The sequence below is a fragment of the Bradyrhizobium sp. CCBAU 45384 genome (assembly GCF_028128665.1).
In the GTDB taxonomy this organism is placed as follows: Bacteria; Pseudomonadota; Alphaproteobacteria; order Rhizobiales; family Xanthobacteraceae; genus Bradyrhizobium; species Bradyrhizobium manausense.
Map to the genome: position 1 here is coordinate 61,239 of NZ_LBIZ01000098.1, position 19,181 is coordinate 80,419.

General features: G+C 65.5%; 9 protein-coding genes. 4 read left to right on the forward strand and 5 right to left on the reverse strand.

Translation table 11 applies throughout. The features are described from left to right. Positions 1 to 99 precede the first annotated feature (99 nt). Entirely contained in the window at positions 100 to 912 is an 813-nt protein-coding gene (locus XH80_RS10715; RefSeq protein ID WP_271598568.1) for a class I SAM-dependent methyltransferase, read from the forward strand. Between the two features lie 30 nt (positions 913 to 942). Here the strand turns inward: XH80_RS10715 and XH80_RS10720 are convergent, their stop codons facing one another. The 3 genes from XH80_RS10720 to XH80_RS10730 all read right to left on the reverse strand — a co-directional run bounded on the left by XH80_RS10720 (position 943) and on the right by XH80_RS10730 (position 5,592). Then, positions 943 to 2,502 (reverse strand): L,D-transpeptidase, encoded by a 1,560-nt coding sequence (locus XH80_RS10720; protein WP_271598569.1) that lies wholly within the window; start codon positions 2,500 to 2,502, stop codon positions 943 to 945. A gap of 338 nt (positions 2,503 to 2,840) precedes the next feature. Beyond that, positions 2,841 to 4,070, reverse strand: a complete 1,230-nt coding sequence (locus tag XH80_RS10725) for a CaiB/BaiF CoA transferase family protein (RefSeq protein WP_271598570.1) — start codon at positions 4,068 to 4,070, stop codon at positions 2,841 to 2,843. Between the two features lie 91 nt (positions 4,071 to 4,161). Further along, a complete protein-coding gene (locus XH80_RS10730; RefSeq protein WP_271598571.1) occupies positions 4,162 to 5,592 on the reverse strand; it encodes an oligosaccharide flippase family protein in 1,431 nt (476 codons plus the stop codon). Positions 5,593 to 5,880: 288 nt separating this feature from the next. On the opposite strand from XH80_RS10730, the gene XH80_RS10735 reads away from it, so the two are divergent. Beyond that, positions 5,881 to 6,969 carry a glycosyltransferase gene (locus XH80_RS10735; protein ID WP_271598572.1) on the forward strand — a complete coding sequence of 363 codons (1,089 nt, stop codon included), beginning with the start codon at positions 5,881 to 5,883 and terminating at the stop codon, positions 6,967 to 6,969. A gap of 99 nt (positions 6,970 to 7,068) precedes the next feature. Further along, positions 7,069 to 8,139: an endo-1,4-beta-xylanase gene (locus tag XH80_RS10740; RefSeq protein ID WP_271598623.1), complete on the forward strand. Its 1,071-nt coding sequence runs from the start codon at positions 7,069 to 7,071 to the stop codon at positions 8,137 to 8,139. Between the two features lie 174 nt (positions 8,140 to 8,313). On the opposite strand, the gene XH80_RS10745 is transcribed toward XH80_RS10740, so the two are convergent. Beyond that, positions 8,314 to 9,108: a protein-L-isoaspartate O-methyltransferase family protein gene (locus tag XH80_RS10745; protein WP_271598573.1), complete on the reverse strand. Its 795-nt coding sequence runs from the start codon at positions 9,106 to 9,108 to the stop codon at positions 8,314 to 8,316. Next, on the reverse strand, positions 9,105 to 12,563 hold the full coding sequence (locus XH80_RS10750) for an ATP-binding protein (protein WP_271598624.1): 3,459 nt from the start codon (positions 12,561 to 12,563) through the stop codon (positions 9,105 to 9,107). The genes XH80_RS10745 and XH80_RS10750 overlap by 4 nt, the downstream gene beginning before the upstream one ends. 135 nt (positions 12,564 to 12,698) lie before the next feature. Here XH80_RS10750 and XH80_RS10755 point away from each other — a divergent pair, with 135 nt between their 5' ends. Beyond that, the gene (locus XH80_RS10755) at positions 12,699 to 19,136 is read left to right on the forward strand and encodes a non-ribosomal peptide synthetase (protein ID WP_271598574.1); all 6,438 of its coding nucleotides are present in this window, start codon (positions 12,699 to 12,701) and stop codon (positions 19,134 to 19,136) included. Positions 19,137 to 19,181 lie beyond the last annotated feature (45 nt).

A 19,181-nucleotide genomic window follows, 5' to 3' on the forward strand; every position in this document is an offset into this window, starting at 1 on the left:
AGGCGTATGCCCGAGCTCGCAAGTGGCCACGATCTTCGGATTGCCGGCTCGAACCGTGCTATCGTGCCCCGCGACGGTCCAACCTTCAGAGAGGCAAGCATGTCTGCAACTGACAAGGTTTTCGCCGGCTCGGTCCCCAAGCTCTACGACGAATATCTGGTCCCGCTGATCTTCTCCGTCTATGCCGACGACCTGGCCAGACGCGTCGCCGCGCTGTCGCCCTCGGACCTGCTCGAGATCGCCGCGGGCACCGGCGCGGTGACACGGGCCGTGGCGGCTCTGCTGCCTTCGGATGTCCGCTATGTCGCGACCGACCTCAACGAGCCGATGCTCGCAGTCGCCAGGCAGCGTCAGGGTGACGATCCCCGCATGACCTGGCGTCAGGCCGATGCGCTGACGCTGCCCTTCAACGACGCCGCGTTCGACGTGGTCTTCTGCCAGTTCGGCGCCATGTTCTTTCCGGACCGGAGCAAGGGCTACGCCGAGACGAGGCGGGTGTTGAAGCCTGGCGGCACCTATCTGTTCAACGTGTGGGACCGTATCGCGGACAATGTGTTCGCCGATGAGGCGACCGCCACGCTCGGCAAGATGTTCCCCGACGATCCGCCGCTGTTCATGGCGCGGACGCCGCACGGCTATCACGACAAGGCGGTCATCAAGGCCGATCTCGAGCGCGCAGGCTTCAGGGACATATCGATCGAAACCCTGACGGCGACGAGCCGCGCGCCTTCGGCCGAATATGTCGCGATCGCGTATTGCCAGGGAACGCCGCTGCGCGGCGAGATCGAGGCCAGGGATGCGAGCAGGCTCGAGGCCGCGACCGACGCGGTCGCCGAAGCGATCCGGAAACGCCACGGCTCGGGACCGGTCGAAGCAAAGATTCAGGCGCTGGTGATCACGGCCCGGCCGTAATGCCGGAGCAGCTATGCTCCAGCCTTGCCCTTACCAAAAACTCCGCTGCATCGGCATCGGCTGTGCCGGCTGATAATACTGGTACTGGCCGGCGCGGCGGCGCGGATTGGCCGGCTGCGCGTAGGGATCGCGCTGCCCAAAGAAGAAGAAGCCGTTGCCGCCCCAGCCGTCGTCACTGGCCATTTCCACCGGCGGCGCGGTCGGCTTGCGGGTGATGAAGCCGCCTTGCGGATGGTTGCTCAGGACCGCGACGAACTCGGTGCGGTAGTTGGTTTCGGCGCTCAAGGGCTCATCCGAGATGATGATCGAGGAACGCGGCAACGCGGTCGGCGCGATGCGATCCCACACGTCCTGCGGGATCGTGATGCGGTCGAGCGCGTCCTTGGCGTCGTCGCCCTCGTCGATGCTGACGACGCTCCAGCGCAGGCCCGCGCCGCTCCTCGCCATTGCCGTGAAGATGTGCGTGCCGATCGGCTGGTCGGGATTGCGGATGGTGACGGGAACCTCGATGCTGGTATCGAACACCTCACCGCCGCCATCCGGCGCGGGCTTGTGGGTGTTGCGCCGAACATAGAGCTTCTGCGTGGCGCGGCTGATATAGACCGAGACCGGCTCCATTGCGAGCTTGGCATCGGTCGCAGCCTTCACAGCCTCGACCTTCTTGGCCGCGGCGACCTTGGCCGCCTCCTTGGTCGCGGCAACCGCGTCGCGCTTGGGCTGAGCGGCGGCCTTGGCGGCGTCGAGCTGGGTTGCGGCATCAGCGGCCTTGGCCGCCGCCTTCTGCTTCAGCTCGTCGGCCTTTGCCTTGGCCTGGTCGTTCTTGGCATTGGCAACCAGCTTGTCGGCATAGGCGTTCTCGGCGTCGGCGCGCGCCTTCTGCTGCTCGAGCTTGCGCAGCGTGGCCGGCAGCGATTGCGCCTCCTTCGCCGCAGCAGAAGCGGCCTTCTTGGCTTCATCGGCCGCCCTGACGGCCTCCTCCTCCTCCAGGAGGAGTTTGTCCGCACGCGCCGGGGCCGCCGCGATGGCCTCCTTGCTCGGCACGAACAGCGAAGGATGCGAGAAATCGACCGGGGCGGCGTCATTCGGCGAGATGATCACCCGCATGCCGATATTGGTCTTGTCGAACAGGCGTTCGGCGAAATCGAAGGGCATGCGCACGCAGCCGTGCGACGCCGCGTAGCCGGGCAGCGGTCCGCCATGCAGCGCGATGCCGTTCCAGGTGATGCGCTGCATGTTCGGCATCCAGGCATCGTCATACATGGTCGAGTGGTGATCCCTGTCCTTCTCGATGACGGCGAAGACGCCGGCCGGCGTCTCGCGTCCCGTCGTGCCGGTCGAGACCGGCGCACGCAGGATCCAGCCCTCGGAATCGTAGAACGTCACCTGCTGGCTCTTGATCGACACGATCGCCATGATCGGCTCGCCCGCTTCGCGCGGCGCCACCGCCTCAACGGTCTGGCGCGGTTGCTTGGCGGCCAGCGCCTGGCCCGGGGCGACCAGCGCCAGCGCTAGGGCGAACATCACAACTCTGGGAGCCCCCCAACGTCGCGCCGCTCGATTGGATTGCGCCGTCGTCATCAGGTCTTTCATGCCATTCCCCGGTTGCCTGTCCGCACTTGCATCGATGATCCGTCAGATTGCGATCTTCGGATTAAGATTTCGCAGCCACCATCTGTTCCGTTTCCGGCATTATTCGGTCCATTCCAGCGACGAAACTCTCTTATACGAGGGTCCGTGCGGGCGGAAGGGCGGTCCGCGGCCGAGGCTGGCCCGGAGCTGGCGATGGCGGTGACCGCCCCGACGCAATGTCCGCCCTGGGAAGCAGTCTGACCGGATGTGACCAGAATCACAGAAGATCGCGGACTGGCGACTGTGACGGCACCTGCAGCGGCAAGCGATCAAGCGAAACCTCATCATGGTGCGCCGCGTTACGGCGCGCCGACGGCCTTGTTCGCGAAGAGTGTCTCGATCTCGGCGTCGCTCATGCCGGCCTCGCGCAACACTTCACGCGAATGCTCGCCAAGCCGTGGCGCCATGCGATGGATGCCGGCCGGGCTCTCGGAAAATTTTGTCGCAGGACGCGCCTGGCGGATGCGACCTTCCGTCGGGTGATCGATATCGGCAAACAAGCCGACCGCTTTAAGATGCGGCTGCTCGCCGAGCTCGGTCAGCTTGGCGAAAGCGGTGTGCGGCACGTCGAGCCGCAGCAATAGCTCCTCCCACTCCGCGGTGGTGCGGGTCGGCCCGATCTCGCTCATGCGGTCGTAGACCTTGTCGATGTTCTGCGAGCGCAGCACGGGATCGCGCACGCCGAGCTCCTCGATCAGCTCGGGGCGGCCGACGGCTTCGAAGAAGGCGCACCAATTCTCCCCCGAATAGGGCAGCATCGTCAGCCAGCCGTCCTTGGTCTCCACCGGACGGCGGTTCTTCATGCGCTTGTAGCCGGTCGGGCCGATCGGCGGATCGAAGGCATACCCGCCCAGCATCTCGATGCTGTTGAAGCCCGCGATCGTCTCCAGCATCGGCACCTCGACCATCTGGCCCTGCCCGGTGCGCTCGCGCCGAAACAGCGCTGCCGAGACCGCACCGACCATCGCCATCGCGCAGATCTTGTCGCCGATCAGGCTCGGGACGAATTGCGGCTCATCGTCCGATCCGATCGACGATGCGAGGCCCGAGGCCGCCTGGATGATTTCATCGAAGGCCGGGCGCGCCGCCCACGGGCCGTCCTGGCCGAAGCCGGTCGCGGCCGCATAGATCAGCCTCGGATTGAGCTTTGCGCAGTCGGCGTAACCGAAGCCAAGCCGGGCCATTGCGGCCGGGCGCACATTGGTGACGAGCGCGTCGACCGTCGGGACCAGCTTCGCCAGCACCGCCTTGCCATCAGGATGCTTCAGATCGAGCGCGAGGCTGCGCTTGTTGCGGTTGACCGCCATGAACTGGCCGCTCATGCCGCGATTCCGGAACAGGCCGGCGTAGCGCCAGGTGTCGCCGGTGAGCGGCTCGATCTTGATGACGTCGGCGCCCCAATCGCCGAGCATTTGCGCGGCATAGGGACCGAACAGCACGCTGGTCAGATCGAGGACGCGGATGCCGCTGAGAGGGCCTGATGGTGCCATCGTCGCTTCACCGTGGCTGGAGGAGGTGAGACGATACATGGATTGTCAGGCGTGAGATGTGGCGCGGAATTCAGATGCGTATGCGCAAGCCGCAGCCGTCCCGCCTGACCGGTTCGTCAGCTTCGGCGGCTTAGACGCCCAGCGCCTTGCGATTGAACGTCCGCAGGATGCGCAGCGACAGCGTCCGCACATTCGCGACATTGAGAAGCCACGTGACGGCGACGTAGGCGAGGCCGCCCGCAACGCTCACGATAATCAGCGCCGCGATACCGGTGCCGTGGACCTGAGACCGCGCAAGGAGGATCGCAGCTGCCATTGCCGTGGCGGAAGCGGCGACGCCGGCCAGGCTGACGACGTCGAACGGCACGGGATGGGCGCGGTGCATCAGCACGACGGCGACGACGAAGCCGATCACCTCGGTTGCGAGGGTCGCCAGCGCAGCGCCGTAGATGCCGTAACCCGCAACCATTGTGAACATCAGCGCCACGCTCACCACCAGCGTGAGAAACGACTGTGCCGCCAGCATGAAAGGGCGTTCGGCGAGTTGGAAGCTGAGCTGGACATAGAATTGATTGGCAATGCCGAAGAAGCGGGCGAGCACGAGCGTCGGCAGCAGCGCGGCCACGCCGCCACGAAAATCGACACCGACCAGCGTGCCCGTGACCTGATCGGCGGCAAGCGCAAGCCAGACCGCGACGGGGGCGACGACGACCAGCAACAGCTCGAAGCTTTCGGTCAGCCGCTCCCGCGTCGTGCCCCTCTCCGACAGCGAACGGAACACCATCGGCACGGTGGCCGCGGCAACGCTGGTGGCGATCATGACCATGAACTGGCGCGGCAGGTCGGCGGCGACACCGAAAATGCCGGCGGAATCCTTGCCGAGCAGATAGGCGACGATGAGCCGGTCGCTGGCCGAGTAGACCGCGACGGAAAGTCCGGCCAGCGTCAACGGCAGGCCGTAGCGCGCCAGCTGCATGAACTGGCTGCGCGAAAAGCTTGCGACCCTGGCGCGATCGCTGACGAGATTGAGGATGACGCCGGTCAGCGAGCCGAGGCCAAAGGCGGCGAGCAGGCCCATGCCGCCCCAGCCAAGCCAGATCCCGAGCAGGCCGAATCCGACGCTCGCCACGCTGCGTACCATCGAGATCGCCGCGAACCGAAAGGGCCGAAACTTGGCGCGTTCGAACTCCTGGCCGACGTCAAACCCGTTCGACATGATCGCGACGAACATGCTGGCGAGCACCAGCTCGACACTGACGTCGCTACGGAACAGGAATACCAGGGGGCTCGCCGCGCACATGGCAAGGACGGTCAGCGCAAAGCCAGCCATCGCCGTGCCGCGAAAATCCACTTCCGCCGACATCGCCTGATAGCGCGACACCGACAGCTTGATCCAGGCGAAGAAGATCGCGCCCAGAATGCCGGCCGTGCTCATGCCGACGACATAGACGCCATACTCCGCCGGCGTCAGCAACCGCGTGTAGGCGGTGACCGCGAAAAAACCCATCGCAGCAGACAGGATGTAGCTGACGAGGTAGATGGAGAAATGGCGGTTCAGCATGCGTGCACGGGACCGGCGGCCTTGAAATCGAGCAGCCGTTATTCAGTTGGACCTTGGCTTGTGAACGAAGACTTGGTGAACAAAGGCTGGTGATCGGACTGCGCCGCAGCATCTCCCAAGATAGTCATTTAAGTCTGCAAATCGGCCGCCGAATGGGACGGAGCCACCGCTTTCGCGCGTTAGCGTTAAATTTGCCCTGTGCTTGAACGGGCCGCCGCGATCACCGAAAGGAAACCATGATTTTAAAGACGTCGCCCGACGTTTGGTTAATGTGTGGACGTGGCTAAGATGGACGTTGTCGAACGCATAGGGGCTAACCCGAACGCCCTGCCCCATGCCGGGACGGACGCGTCCCTGGTCCCGGCATCTCCTGGGGACGGGGGCGGGCGAATGACGCTCAATTTGTTCTTCGAGGAGCGTGACGACCGCTGGTTTCCGGGCGACCGCCATGTCCGGCCGCTGGTGCGGCGGATGCTGCTCGGAAAATCCTGGATCAGCGGCCAGCGGCGCGTATTCCTCAATCTCTGCGCCGGGCTCGACCTGGTTGGAATTCCTTATCGCGTCAACGACTACAGCTACATCCGCAAGCATCCGGAGGAGCTCGCCTGCATTCTCGGGCGCCCGTTCGTGCTCGACTGGTTCGCGTGGAAGAACCCGCTGCTGCTCGGCGTCGTCATGTACAACCATCCGGTTGACGTGCCCAAGCGTCTCAAGCTTGTTCACGAGAACACGATCCTGGTGCCCTGCGACTGGTATGCGCAGATGTGCCGGCCCTACTGGCCTGACGTCAAGGTGTGGCCGGTCGGCATCGAAACCGATTTGTGGACGCCAACGCCGGCCGCGCAAAAAAGCCTCGACGTGCTGCTCTACGACAAGGTTCGCTGGGAACATGACCGCTACGACAGCGAGCTGATCGAACCGATAAGATCGCATCTCGAAGCGAGCGGTCGCACGGTCGAGGTGATCCGCTACGGCCATTACACGGAAGACGACTACAAGGCCGCGCTGGCGCGCTGCCGCAGCATGGTCTTCCTCTGCGAACACGAGAGCCAGGGCATCGCCTGCCAGCAGGCGCTGTCCAGCGGCGTGCCCGTATTCGCCTGGGATCGCGGCGGCCCGTGGCAGGATCCGGAATATTTTCCGGACAAAGTGAGATACGAAGGCGGCGTGTCCTCCGTGCCCTATTTCGACGCACGCTGCGGCAGCACATTTATCGATGCCGACGGCTTCACCTCCGGCTGGAGCGGATTCTGGTCGCGGGTGAACGCGGGCGGCTTCGCGCCTCGCGACTATGTCATGGACAACCTCACGCTCGAAAAGGGCGCGCTGCACTATTACGACATCGCCGAAGCGGTGATGCAGCGCCACGCGCGCTGAACGAAACATTCGCGACAATTAACCCAACAACAGGAAACCGCGGCGTTGCAAGGCGCCGCTTGGTACGATGGCGCGTTGGTTCCGAAGGACTGCAGCCACGTGATCAAGCTCGACAGACGCGAATTTATCCTCGGCGGCGCCGCAACGCTCGCGGCGGGCGCATCGGCGTCCGCGGCGCTGCCGGCGTCGAAACTCGCCCGGCGTCATCAGGGCTATGGCGCGGCGGCCACGCTCTGGGATTTGCAGTCAGATCCACGGCTGGGCGAGGCCATCAGCACCTATTGCACGCAGGTGGTGCCGGTGCTCGAGCTGAAATGGCCGGTGCTGCGACCGGACGCGCACACCTTCGCCTTCGAACGCGCCGACGCAATCCTGGATTTTGCACAGAAGAACGATTTGACCATGCGCGGCCATACGCTCGCCTGGTATCACGACATTCCTGACTGGACCAAGCAGATCAAGGATTCCAAGGGCGTCGAGCGCGCCTATGTCGATCACATCTCGACCGTCGTGTCCTATTACAAGGACAAGCTGACCTCGTGGGACGTCGTCAACGAGCCGATTCCTGACAATCCCAAAGGCGTCAAGGACCGGCGCGACACCTTCTGGACGCAGCATCTCGGCGACCGCTGGATTCCGCTGGCGTTCCGCACCGCAGCCGCCGCCGATCCCTACGTCAAGCTCGCGATCAACGAATACGATATCGAGTCGGCGAAGGATTCGTTCATCGCCAAGCGCGCGGCCTATCGCAACCTCATCATGGAGCTGCTGGACCAGGGCGTGCCGCTGCACGCGGTCGGGCTGCAATCGCATCTGCATGCCGAGCTCGAGATTGACACCCACGGGCTTGCCGAATTCGTCACCGAGATCCGCTCATGGGGCCTCGAGGTCTTCGTCACCGAGCTCGACGTCGACGATCAGAAGCTGACCGGAAGTCCTTTGGAGCGCGACGCCATCGTCGCCAAGCGCGTCGACGATCTCCTGACGGCGATCGCGAGCAGCGGCCCCGTGCGCTCGGTCCTGACCTGGGGCATTTCCGATCGCTACAGCTGGATCAACGGCTACGTCAAACGCCCGGACAAGCAGCCGAACCGGCCATTGCCGCTCGACGGCGAGTTCAAGCCCAAGCCGTTCATGGATGTCATCAGCAAGTTCACGAACGACGTGTGAGGACTGGCCGGGTCTCACCTCTCCCCGACGGGGAGAGGTCGGATTGCGGAGCAATCCGGGTGAGGGGCCGCAGTAAGCACTGGGACCGTAACCCCTCACCCGGATCGCATCTACGATGCGATCCGACCTCTCCCTTCGGGAGAGGTGAACACTCACGCCCGATCTAAGCCAGTGTTAGCCATCCGACGGCAGTCCCTGCTCGATCCCGCGAAAGCGCAGCGGCGCCAGGGCGGATGCGCGTTGCCACCAGTCGGCGACGCGGTCGTCGAGCGCGGTCACCCCGCGACCGTGGCCTGGAAAGATCCGGATCTGCTGTACCGCTTCGGCGACGAACCCCTTGCCCCGGCGCGTGATCATGAGGGCGGCGCCTTCACGGTCGCGCTGCGTCAGCGGCACCAGCAGCCGGCCGCGCGGGCGAAGCGATGCAAGCCAGAGCGGATGCGGATGCGAGAAGCCGGCATGCACGATGATGACGTCGGCCGGCTCGCCGATATCGCGACAGCCGTCGCCGTAGATGACCTCGACATTGTGATAGGCGCGCAGGTAATTCGCAGCGCGCGCCGCGAGCCGCGCGTCGCATTCGATTGCACACACCCTGCCCTTCGTCCCCACGATCTCCGACAGGATCGCCGAGAAATAGCCGAGCCCGCAACCGATCTGGATCACGCGATCCTTCGCTCGGATGTCGAGCACATCGATGAAATGGGCCCACAGGCTCGGCAGCCCGGTGTCGAGCTTGCGGCGCGCGTCGATGGCGACGAGCACGTCATCGTAGAGATGAACGGGATCGGCGCTGGGCGTCAGCCGGTAGTTGCGCGCCGCCCCGCTCTTGATGCGCCAGGGGCCCTTCGCCAGAAAATTTTCACGCGGCACCGCCGCGAGCGCCGCAAGCAGGCGCGACGAAGCAATCCGCTCGCGCTTCGCGATCAGCTCGACGAAGCGCGCCCGCGCGGCGGACAGATCGCTCATTTCACCGGATTAGCCTGCGGACGAGCCGGTGTATCGCCGCCGAGCTCATGCACCAGCTGCATGGCCAGCTTCAGGTCGGGCGTCAGGAAGCCCTCGTTGAATTTGCCGACGATCGGCACGAGCAGAAGGCTCGCGTGCTCGCGCTTGCCCGATGCGTGCGACAGCCGCGCGAGGCTCACGGCGGTTCTGAGCTCCCAGGACAACGCGCCCTGCTTGCGCGCCGTCTCCAGCGACAGCTCGAACAGATCTTCCGCCTCCTGCACCGAGGCCGGATTGCCATCCGACAAGGTGATCTCCCCCTGCAGGCGGTACACCTCGGCGAGGTAGGAGTGATCGCCGGTGCGCCTTGCGGTCGCAAGCGCACCGTCCAGCGCGCGCAAGGCGGCATCGCGCATGCCGACCTTGGCATAGGCCTCCGCGAGCAGGCAGCGGAACCAGCAGCCGGCGAGCCAGGAATCCATCGCCTCATACTCGTCGAGGCCGAAGCGCATCTGGCTGATGCCTTCGTCGAGGTCGCCGAGCTGGGCCAGCGCCCAGCCGCGCAGAATCGCGGCCTGCTGCTTCCAGTGCAGGAAATTGTGCTCGGTGGCGATGATCATGGCGCGGTTGGCGTGATCGCGCGTACCTTCGATATCGCGCAGATGCTGGCAGAGATAGGCGCCGAACACGAGCGCGAAGGCGAGCGAAAACGGATGGCGGATCTTCTCCGCGAGCGCAATCGCCTGCTCGCTGTGCTGGCGCGCCGCGTCCGGCTGGCCCAGGAACCAGAGGAGGTAGCCGAGATAGGACAGCGAGACGACGCCGGGATCGGTGCCGTGGCGCACCATCAGGTCGGAATGCAGATCGGGACTGTAGAGATCGATGCAGCGATGCAGATGATGTTGCGCGGCGGCGAAGCGGCCGCGATAGAGCATGGTCATCGCGATCGAGCGGTGCGCCTCGATCAGGTAGCCGGTCTGCTGCGCCGCATCCTCGTTCAACCGCTCGCGCTTGGCGAATTTCAGCAGCTCGACACTGAGATCATGCGCGCGGGTCAGGTCGGCGCGGATGAAATGGCACACCCATAGCCCGCGCGTCGCCGCAAAGGTCTTTTCGTCGTCGTCGAGCTGCTGGCCAAGCTCGAGGGCGCGAATGTAGTTCTCCTCGACCTCCTGCACGGCGTAGCCCTTGGCGGCGATCAGTGCGTTGCCGAGCGCGATCCGCAGCTCGAGCTCCACCTCGTCCGCGCCCTGCATGCGTGCATTGGCCTGCACGACGCTCAAGCCCCGGCGAAGATGGCCGATGGCCTCGAGATTGGCGCCGCTCTTTGCCGCCTGCTTGCCGGCCTTGAGCCAGAAGCTCGCCGCGCCCTCGCTCTGTCCGGACTCGGTCAGATGGTGGGCCAGCAGCTCCGGCTCGCGATCGGTCTTCTCCGGATACATCTCGGCAAGGACCTGGGCGATGCTGGCATGCAGCTTGCGCCGCTCACTATGCAACAGGCTGGCATGCGCCGCATTCTGGATCATCACGTGCTTGAAGGAGTAAACCGCGTCTGGCGGATGTCCCCGGCGCATGATCAGGCCGGCCTCCTCCAGATGGGTCAGCGCCGCCTCGATCTGCTCCGCCGGCGTGTTGGCGACCGCGTGCAGGGTCTCGTAGGAGAATTCGCGGCCGATGGTGGCGCCGATCTGTGCAATCCGCTTGAACGGCCCCATCCGGTCGAGACGGGCCATCAGCGAGTCCGTCAAGGTCGCCGGGATCGCGAGCTGCCGCCACGGACCCGACAGCACGTAGCGCCCGTGCCGCTCGGTCAGGAGGTTGGATTCGAGAACCGTCTTGGTCAACTCCTCAAGGAACAGCGGCACGCCGTCGGTCTTGACGATAATCTCCTCGACGACCTCCTTGGGAAGCTCTCTGCCCGCAACGCGCTCGACCAGCGTGGTGCGCAGCGGCCGGCTCAGCCGGTTCAGCACCAGCGTTGTGATGTGCGAATGCGCGTTCCAGCTCGGCTGGAATTCGGAGCGCGCCGTGATGATGGCCAGGATCGGCCGGTTCTGCACCTGGTCGACCAGCAAATCGACCACCTCGCGGGACGTCGGATCGATCCAGTGCAGATCCTCAAAGGCCATCACCAGCGGCATCTCGCGCGCGAGCCCCAGGAAGTGATTGACCAGCGCCGCGACGGTCGCGTCCTTGTGTTGCTGCGGCGACAGGTCCAGCGGCGGATAGCGCCCACCAGTCGGGATCGACAGCAGCGCGGCGAACAGCGGTGCCACCTGCTCGATATCGCCGTGGGCTGCGGCGATCGCATTCTCCAGGCTCGCCAGCGACACCGCGGAGGCATCCTCGCGATCGAGACCGAGCGAGAATTTGAGCTGCTCGACGAAGGGATAGAACGCAGTGGAGGTGTAATAAGGCGAGCACTGGAACGCGACATGTCCGTGCCGGTCACCTGCGATCCGCTCAAATATCTCCTGGATGATGCGCGACTTGCCGATCCCGGGCTCGCCGAACTTGACGACGACCTGGCCGTCGCCGTCCTTGACCTGCTGCCAGCGCGCCATCAGCAGCGCGATTTCCTCTTCGCGGTTGACCAGCGGGGTCAGCCGCGTGCCCATGGCGGCGGCGAAGCGGGTCTCCACGCGCGTGGCGCGCACGACGTGCCAGGCCTGGGTTTTTTCCGAGATGCCTTTCAACGTCTGGGCGCCGAGATCGCGGAAATCGAACTTGCCCTTCAGCAGCGACTGCGTCGAGGCGGAGATCACCACGCCGTTGGGAGGCGCCAGCGCCTGCAGACGCGCGGCGAGATTGACAGTCTCGCCGACGGCGGAGTCGCGCTCTTCGGTGCCGTGGCCGACGAGGTCACCGACCACGACGAGGCCGGTCGCGATCCCGATGCGGACGGCGGGCGCGTGGCTGAGCGCGCCGCGCGGCTCGATCGCGCGCGCGGTCGACAGCACCCGCACGATCTCGAGCCCGGCGCGCACCGCGCGCTCGGCGTCGTCCTCATGCGCGGTCGGATAGCCGAAATAGACCAGAATGCCGTCGCCGACGAAGCGGGCGGCAAAGCCTTCATAATGCTTGACGACGCGAACGCAGGTTTCGCGAAAGCTGGCGATCATGTCGCGCACGTCTTCCGGATCGAACTGGGCCGAGAGCACCGTGGAATCCACCATGTCACAGAACATGGTGGTGAGCTGGCGACGCTCGGCGCCAACCTCGGTGCGGGTCTGCGGATGCGCCGGGGCAGCCGGCGCCTCCACCGTCTCCGCCTTGAACAGCGCGGCCATTGCCCGCTGCAACCGTTTGCGATCGCCAAGCGGTAACCCGAGCTCGGCAAGATCCGCCTCGGTCAGGTCGCCCATGACGTCGAGATCGAGGCGGTGCTGCGCGAACAGATCGGTATAGTGACCGAGACCAATGCCTTCGAGCCAACGCTTCAACCCGACTTCAGTCCCCGGCTCATTCTCCAGCATGGTGATCCCGCCGTACACTCCCTGCGCCAAAGGGCTTAAGGTCCCTCAACCACAGATTTTGGGGCCAAAACTTCACCTCAGACTGGACGCGTTCCCAAACTCCAGGGAAGAATAGCCCAATCGGATCAAAAGGGAATGGCATTGTCGGAGATTGCATCCGAGGCGGGAGATAGGCCTGCCGGCGCGGGCGTCGAAACCGAGAACCTTGCCGATATCGGCAGCCTTCTCGCTTTTCACGCGCGCGCGATGCCGGCGGCGCCCGCCCTGCTCGCGCCCGGCCGGCCTCCTCTGACCTACGGCGCGCTCGGCACCTGGATTGCGCATTGCGTCCGCACGCTGCGCGGGCTCGGCATTACACCGGCCGCCCGAATCGCCGTCGCACTGCCGCGCGGGGCCGACAGTGCATTGGCGCTGATCGCGGTGGCATCGACCTGCGCCTGCGTCCCCGTCAATCCCGACTTCACCGCGGACGAGCTGCAACGTTATTTCAGCGAATTGAAGCTCACGGCACTCGTCACACGGGCGGACATGAACTCGCCGAGCCGCGACGTCGCCAGAGCACTTGATATCGCGGTGATCGATTTCGTGCCGGGACCGGAGACGGATCTCGGCGGCTGCAAGTTCGTGGGCCCGACGATCGGGCCAGCCTGTGCCGACGGCACCGCTCGCGCGGAGGACGACGCCTTCATCCTGCTGACATCGGGCACGGCCGCGCGCCCGAAGATGGTGCCGCTGACGCACCGCAATGTGTGTCTCTCCGCGCAGAATGCCGGCCGGGTGCTTTCGCTCGCTCCGCATGATCGCCTGCTCAACGTCCTGCCGCTGTTTCATGCCCACGGCCTGATCTCCGGCCTCCTGACCGCACTCGCGGCGGGCTCCAGCGTGATCGTAACAGGCGGTTTCGACGCACCGTCCTTTTTCGGCTGGATGCGGGACCTGCAACCGACCTGGTACACGGCCGTGCCGACCATTCATCGCGCATTGCTCACCGCCGCGGAAGCGAGCCCCGAGCGCGTCCGGTCGTCGCCGCTGCGGGTGATCCGCTCGGCCTCGTCCTCGCTTGCACCCGCCATCCTGAGCGGGCTGGAGGCGATGTTCGGCGTCCCCGTGCTGGAAACCTACGGCATGACGGAAGCCGCCTCGCAGATTGCCGCCAATCCGTTCGAGCTGCGCAAGATCGGCTCGGTCGGCCGCGCCGCCGGCCCCGAGATCGCGATCATGGACGAGGCCGGCCGCCTGCTTGCGCCCGGCCAGCATGGCGAGATCATGCTGCGCGGGCCCAACATGAGCCGCGGCTATTGTAATGACGAGGCGGCGACGCAGGCCGCATTCCGCGACGGCTGGTTCAGGACCGGCGACCTCGGCTATCTCGACGCCGACGGCTATCTCTTCATCGTCGGCCGCATCAAGGACGTCATCAACCGCGGCGGCCAGAAGATCTCGCCGCTGGAGGTGGAGGAAGTGCTGCTGGCCCACCCGGCGGTGCTGGAAGCCGGCGTGTTCGCCATTCCCCATGCCAAGCTCGGCGAAAACGTCGCCGCCGTCGTGGTGCTCAGGGACAATGCCGAGACGACATCAGACCAGTTGCGCCAATTCGCACGCAAGCGTCTCGCCGCCTACAAGGTGCCAAGCCTGATCCGCGCCGTGGCCGCGCTGCCGAAGGGCGCCAGCGGCAAGGTCAAGCGCAACGCGCTGGCCGAGCTGATTTCAGCCCCCCTTGACGATGACGAAACGCACCTGCCGCGCAACGAGCTGGAGACCCAGCTCGCCGGAATCTGGGCCAGTCTGCTCGAGCTTCCGCAGGTCGGCATAGACCAGGACGTCTTTGCGCTCGGCGCAGATTCGCTCGCGGTCACGCAGATGCGCTCCCGCCTGCGCGAACGCTTCAATGTCGACTTCTCCTTCGAGGACATCTTCGATTGCGCGACGGTCGGTGCTCTTGCCGCCCGGATCGAGACCACGGCGCACCGCGATGCGACGTTGCCAGCTTGGCGCCAGGAGGCTGCCGAAACAGACGCGCCGCTGTCGTTCCAGCAGCAGCGGATGTACGTGCTCTCAAGGCTCGACCCGACGCGCTACAATTATAACGTGGTCGAGGTCGCGCTGCTGAAGGGCGAGGTCGATATTGCCGCGCTTCAGGTAAGCCTCAACGCGATCTGCGCACGTCATGAAGCGCTGCGTTCGATCTTCGTCGAACGCGAGGGCGAGCCTGTGCAGCGCGTGCTTCAGGCATCGCCACAGCTCGAGCGGATCAAGCTCGAGCCTTGCCCTGCCGAGAGGCAGGTTGCGGTCGTCAGGCGCGAGGCGCTCAAGCTTGCGCAGTACGAATTTGATCTTGCCGGTGAGCCGCCGCTGAAGGTCACGCTGCTCTCTTTCAACAAATCCAGCCATGCGCTGGTGGTTAATGTCCATCACCTCGTCACCGATGGTTGGTCGCAACGGCTGTTCTGGGAGGCGCTCGCCGCCGGATATTCTGCCGCGCGCAAGGGAAGTGTGACGGCGTTCGCCTCGCCCAGCTTTCAGTATCGCGACTTCGCGCGCTGGCAGCAGAGCTGGGCGCAGACCCCGGCCGCGAGGGAGCAGCTCGACTATTGGCGGACCCAGCTCGACGGCGTTACCACGCTGCCGCTGCGGACCGATCGGCCGCGGCCGGAGCTCTGGAGCGGCCACGGCGCCCGTCATTATTTCGAATTCTCAAAGGCCCTTTCCGCCGACATCCGCTCGCTGAGCCAGGGCCAGGGCGTGACGCCTTACATGGCGCTGCTCGCGGTGTTTCAGTGTCTGCTGTTCCGCCACACCGGACACGAGGATGTCGCGACGGGTTCGCTGATCGCGAACCGCAACCAGATCGAGAGCGAGCGCCTGATCGGGCTGTTTGCCAACACGCTGATCCTGCGCAACGATTTCAGCGGCGACCCGACCTTCGGCGAGCTGCTGCGCCGGGTGCGTCAGGCCACCCTCGATGCTTACCGCAACCAGGACCTTCCGATCGAGGAAGTCCTGCGTGCCTTGCAGATCGCGCGCAGGAGCGACGGCAATCCGCTGTTCCGGATCATGTTCATCCTGCAGAACGCATCGATCGAGAGCGCGCGCTTTCCCGGCCTGTCGACGCGGCGGCTGGAAATCGATCCGCAAGTCGCCCGCTTCGACATCACGCTCGAGCTGGTCGAGGCCGAGGGCCGCTTCACCGGCTTCTTCGAATACGCCACCGATCTGTTCGATGCGGCGACGATCGAGGCCATGGCGGATCGCTTCAAGACCTTGCTCAAGGCGGTCATCACCAATCCCGAGCAGCGCATCTCGCGCCTGCCGCTGCTGACGGCCGCGCAGCGCCGGCGATTGCTAACGAAGGGCCGGCCAGCCAATTTCGCAGCGCGCGGCAATGTCTGCGAACGGTTCGAGCGGCAGGCGAAAAAGGCGCCGAATGCCGTCGCGATTTCAGATGGACATCAGTCCCGGAGCTATCGCGAACTAGCGCATCGCAGCCAGGCGATCGCGCGCTGGCTTGCCAGCGAAGGTGCCGGTGCGGAGACCGTGGTCGCGCTATTGGCGGATCGCGGACCGGACCTGCTCGCAGCGATGATCGCGGTGCAGTGTGCGGGCGCAGCGTTCCTGAACCTCGATCCCGAGCAGCCGCCGGCGAGGCTCGCAACCATCCTCGGCTCGAGCTGCGCAAACGTGCTGCTGACGGGACGCGCGCAGTCCGCCATGGTCGACGCGCTACTCGAACCGCTGGTCGCACGCATCCGGGTCGCCGTAGTCGAAGATATAATCGCAGGCGGATCGAGCGAGCCGGGCCGCCCTGCGCGGCGGGCGGATTCGAGCCTAGCCTATCTCATCTATACGTCCGGCTCCTCCGGCGCACCGAAGGGCGTCATGATCGAACAGCGCGGGCTGTCGAACCATCTCGCCTCGCTCATCGATGAACTCGGCCTTACGGCCACGGACGTGATCGCGCAGACCGCGCCGCAGAGCTTTGTCATCTCGGTCTGGCAGTTCCTCGTCGGTCCCATGGTTGGCGCGCGGGTCCATGTCTGCGGCAATTCGATCGTGCAGGATCCGATGCTGCTGGCGCGGGAGATCGAGCGCGAAGGCATAACGGTGCTGGAGATCGTGCCCTCGCTGCTTCGCGTGATCCTCGAACGGATGGACGAGGCGCCGATGCTGCGCGCTTTTGCGAAGTTGCGACTATTGATCTCGACCGGCGAGCCGCTGCCGGTCGAGCTCTGCCGCGCCTGGTTCGCCCGCTGCCCGAAGGTGTCGCTGATCAATGCCTATGGTGCCTCGGAATGCTCAGACGACGTCTCGCTGCACCGGTTGACTCATGCACCCGATGCTGTGATCACCAATGTTCCGGTCGGCACGCCCCTGCCCAACACCCAGCTTTACGTGCTCGATCCGGATCTGGAGCCGCAGCCGATCGGCGTGGTCGGCGAGCTCTGCATCGGCGGCGCCGGCGTCGGCCGTGGCTATGTCAACGATCCCGCGCAGAGCCGGCTGCGCTTCATCCCCGATCCGTTCGCGCGAGGGAAAGGCGGCCGGCTCTATCGCACCGGCGACCTTGCCAGGCGCCGCGCCGACGGGACGATCGAATGCCTCGGCCGCGCCGACCTTCAGGTCAAGGTCCGTGGTTATCGCATCGAGCTCAAGGAGATCGAGACTGCGCTGGCCGACCACGCAAGCGTGCGGGCCGGCATCGTCGAGCCGCGGCGCGATGCCAATGGCGATGTCAGGCTGATTGCCCACGTCGTTGCCAAAGCCGGCAACAAGATCAGCGCCAGCGAGCTGCGCGATTTTCTCAAAAGCCGGCTGCCTGTTCATGCAATCCCGTCGGCGTTCCTGTTCCTGGATCAGGTCCCGCTCAACGCCCACGGCAAGCTCGATCGCTCCGCCGTGCTGGCGCCTCCGCAACAGGAGAGCGCCGCGACTGAGATGACCGTGCCGGCCCGGCGCTTCACGGAAAAGGTCCTGTCCGACATCTGGATCGATCTGCTGAAGGTCGAGAGCCTTGGTGTCACCGACAATTTCTTCGACCTCGGCGGCCATTCGCTGCTGGCCGGGCAAGCGATGGCGCGCATCGCCCGAGCGCTTGGCGTATCGCTGCCGATCAAGACCATCTTCGAGGCACCGACGATCGCGGAGCTCGCCCGGCGGGTCGACGAGGCCGTGGCCACGGCACCGCAAAAGCCTGCGGCCGGCGTTCCACGCCTGGCCGAAAGCGCTCCTCCCACGCTGTCGATCGCGCAGGACCAGATGATGCGGATCGAGCGGAACCTGCCCGATCTGCCGCTGTTCAACCTGCCCTTCGCGTTCCACCTCGAAGGCCCGGTCGATCCGCTCACCCTGGCGCAAGCCATTGACGACATCGTGCGTCGGCACGAATCCTTGCGGACGGCATTCGGTTGGAATGGCGAGCAACCGGTCAGCCAGGTCATCGCGCCAGCCACGCTCGGTCCGGTCCTGACCGTCGAAACCATCGGTGACGGGCGGCCCCACGACAATCAGCGGCGCAAGGCGCTCGAGTTCAGGAAGATCGAGCTCCTGATCGCGCAGGACACCTATACCCCCGTTAACACCGCGCGGGCACCGCTGCTGCGGGCGCGCCTGCTGCGCCTTCATGCCGAGGATCACGTCCTGCTGCTGACGCTGCACCATGCCATCGCGGATGGCTGGTCGATCGGCGTGCTGTTCGAGGAATTGTCGGGCCGCTATGCCGCGCTCGCGGGCCATCCGTCGCCGCCCCTGCCGGGGACGCCGCTGGCGTTTTCCGGCGTCGCGCGCTGGCAGCGCTGGTGGTGCGGAACTGCGGCGGCCCGCCGGCAGGCCGCCGACTGGGCCGACAATCTGCGCGGTGCAGCCCCCGTGTTTGACGGCGAAGCGCGCGCGGGCGCGTCGACCGGCCATCATCCGCTCAGCCTAGAGCGTGATCTCGTCGCCGGTCTCACCTTCTATGCGCGCCAGCACAACAGCACGCTGTTCATGTGTCTGCTCACCGGCCTGAAGGCCCTGCTGCTGGCGCGGACCGGGCGCACCGACATTTCGGTCGCCACCGCGATGGCCAACCGCGCCCAGCCGGACACCGACCGCATCATAGGCCCGTTCGAAAACACCGTGATCGTCCGCAGCCGAATCACGCCGGATCTGTCGTTCGCCCAGGCCTTGGCCCGGGTGCGCCAGGGCGTGCTCGACGCGCATGCGCGGCAGGAGCTGCCGTTCAACATCCTGGCCGACCATCTGGAGCAGGAAGGCATCGACCCGGCTTCGCTGCTTCAGGTCTATTTCACGCTGCAAAACCCGCTGCGCCAGCCGCTCGACCTGCCCGATGTCACGGTGCGATCGATCGGCAACGTCGCGCGGGAAGGCCAGCCGGTGCTGCCGGTCGACCAGACCTGGCTATCGCTGATGCTGAAGGAGCGCCCGACCGGGATTACAGGTTCGTGCAATTATAAAGACGATCTGCTCGACGGCGCCACGGTCGGCGCATGGATGGAGGATCTCGTCGCGCTGCTTGAGGCTGCCATCCTCCGGCCAAACACGCCGCTGGAGCGCTTGCTCGCCCGCAGGGCGGCATGATCAGCCGCACAGGACAGGCGAACACGAGTTCACCCGTCAAAGCTG

Bases quoted from the DNA above. Each gene is read 5' to 3' on its own strand.
- XH80_RS10745 (WP_271598573.1), bottom strand. From the start codon at position 9,108: ATGAGCGATCTGTCCGCCGCGCGGGCGCGCTTCGTCGAGCTGATCGCG.
- XH80_RS10750 (WP_271598624.1), bottom strand. From the start codon at position 12,563: ATGCTGGAGAATGAGCCGGGGACTGAAGTCGGGTTGAAGCGTTGGCTC.
- XH80_RS10720 (WP_271598569.1), bottom strand. From the start codon at position 2,502: ATGAAAGACCTGATGACGACGGCGCAATCCAATCGAGCGGCGCGACGT.
- XH80_RS10715 (WP_271598568.1), top strand. From the start codon at position 100: ATGTCTGCAACTGACAAGGTTTTCGCCGGCTCGGTCCCCAAGCTCTAC.
- XH80_RS10730 (WP_271598571.1), bottom strand. From the start codon at position 5,592: ATGCTGAACCGCCATTTCTCCATCTACCTCGTCAGCTACATCCTGTCT.
- XH80_RS10735 (WP_271598572.1), top strand. From the start codon at position 5,881: ATGGACGTTGTCGAACGCATAGGGGCTAACCCGAACGCCCTGCCCCAT.
- XH80_RS10725 (WP_271598570.1), bottom strand. From the start codon at position 4,070: ATGTATCGTCTCACCTCCTCCAGCCACGGTGAAGCGACGATGGCACCA.
- XH80_RS10755 (WP_271598574.1), top strand. From the start codon at position 12,699: ATGGCATTGTCGGAGATTGCATCCGAGGCGGGAGATAGGCCTGCCGGC.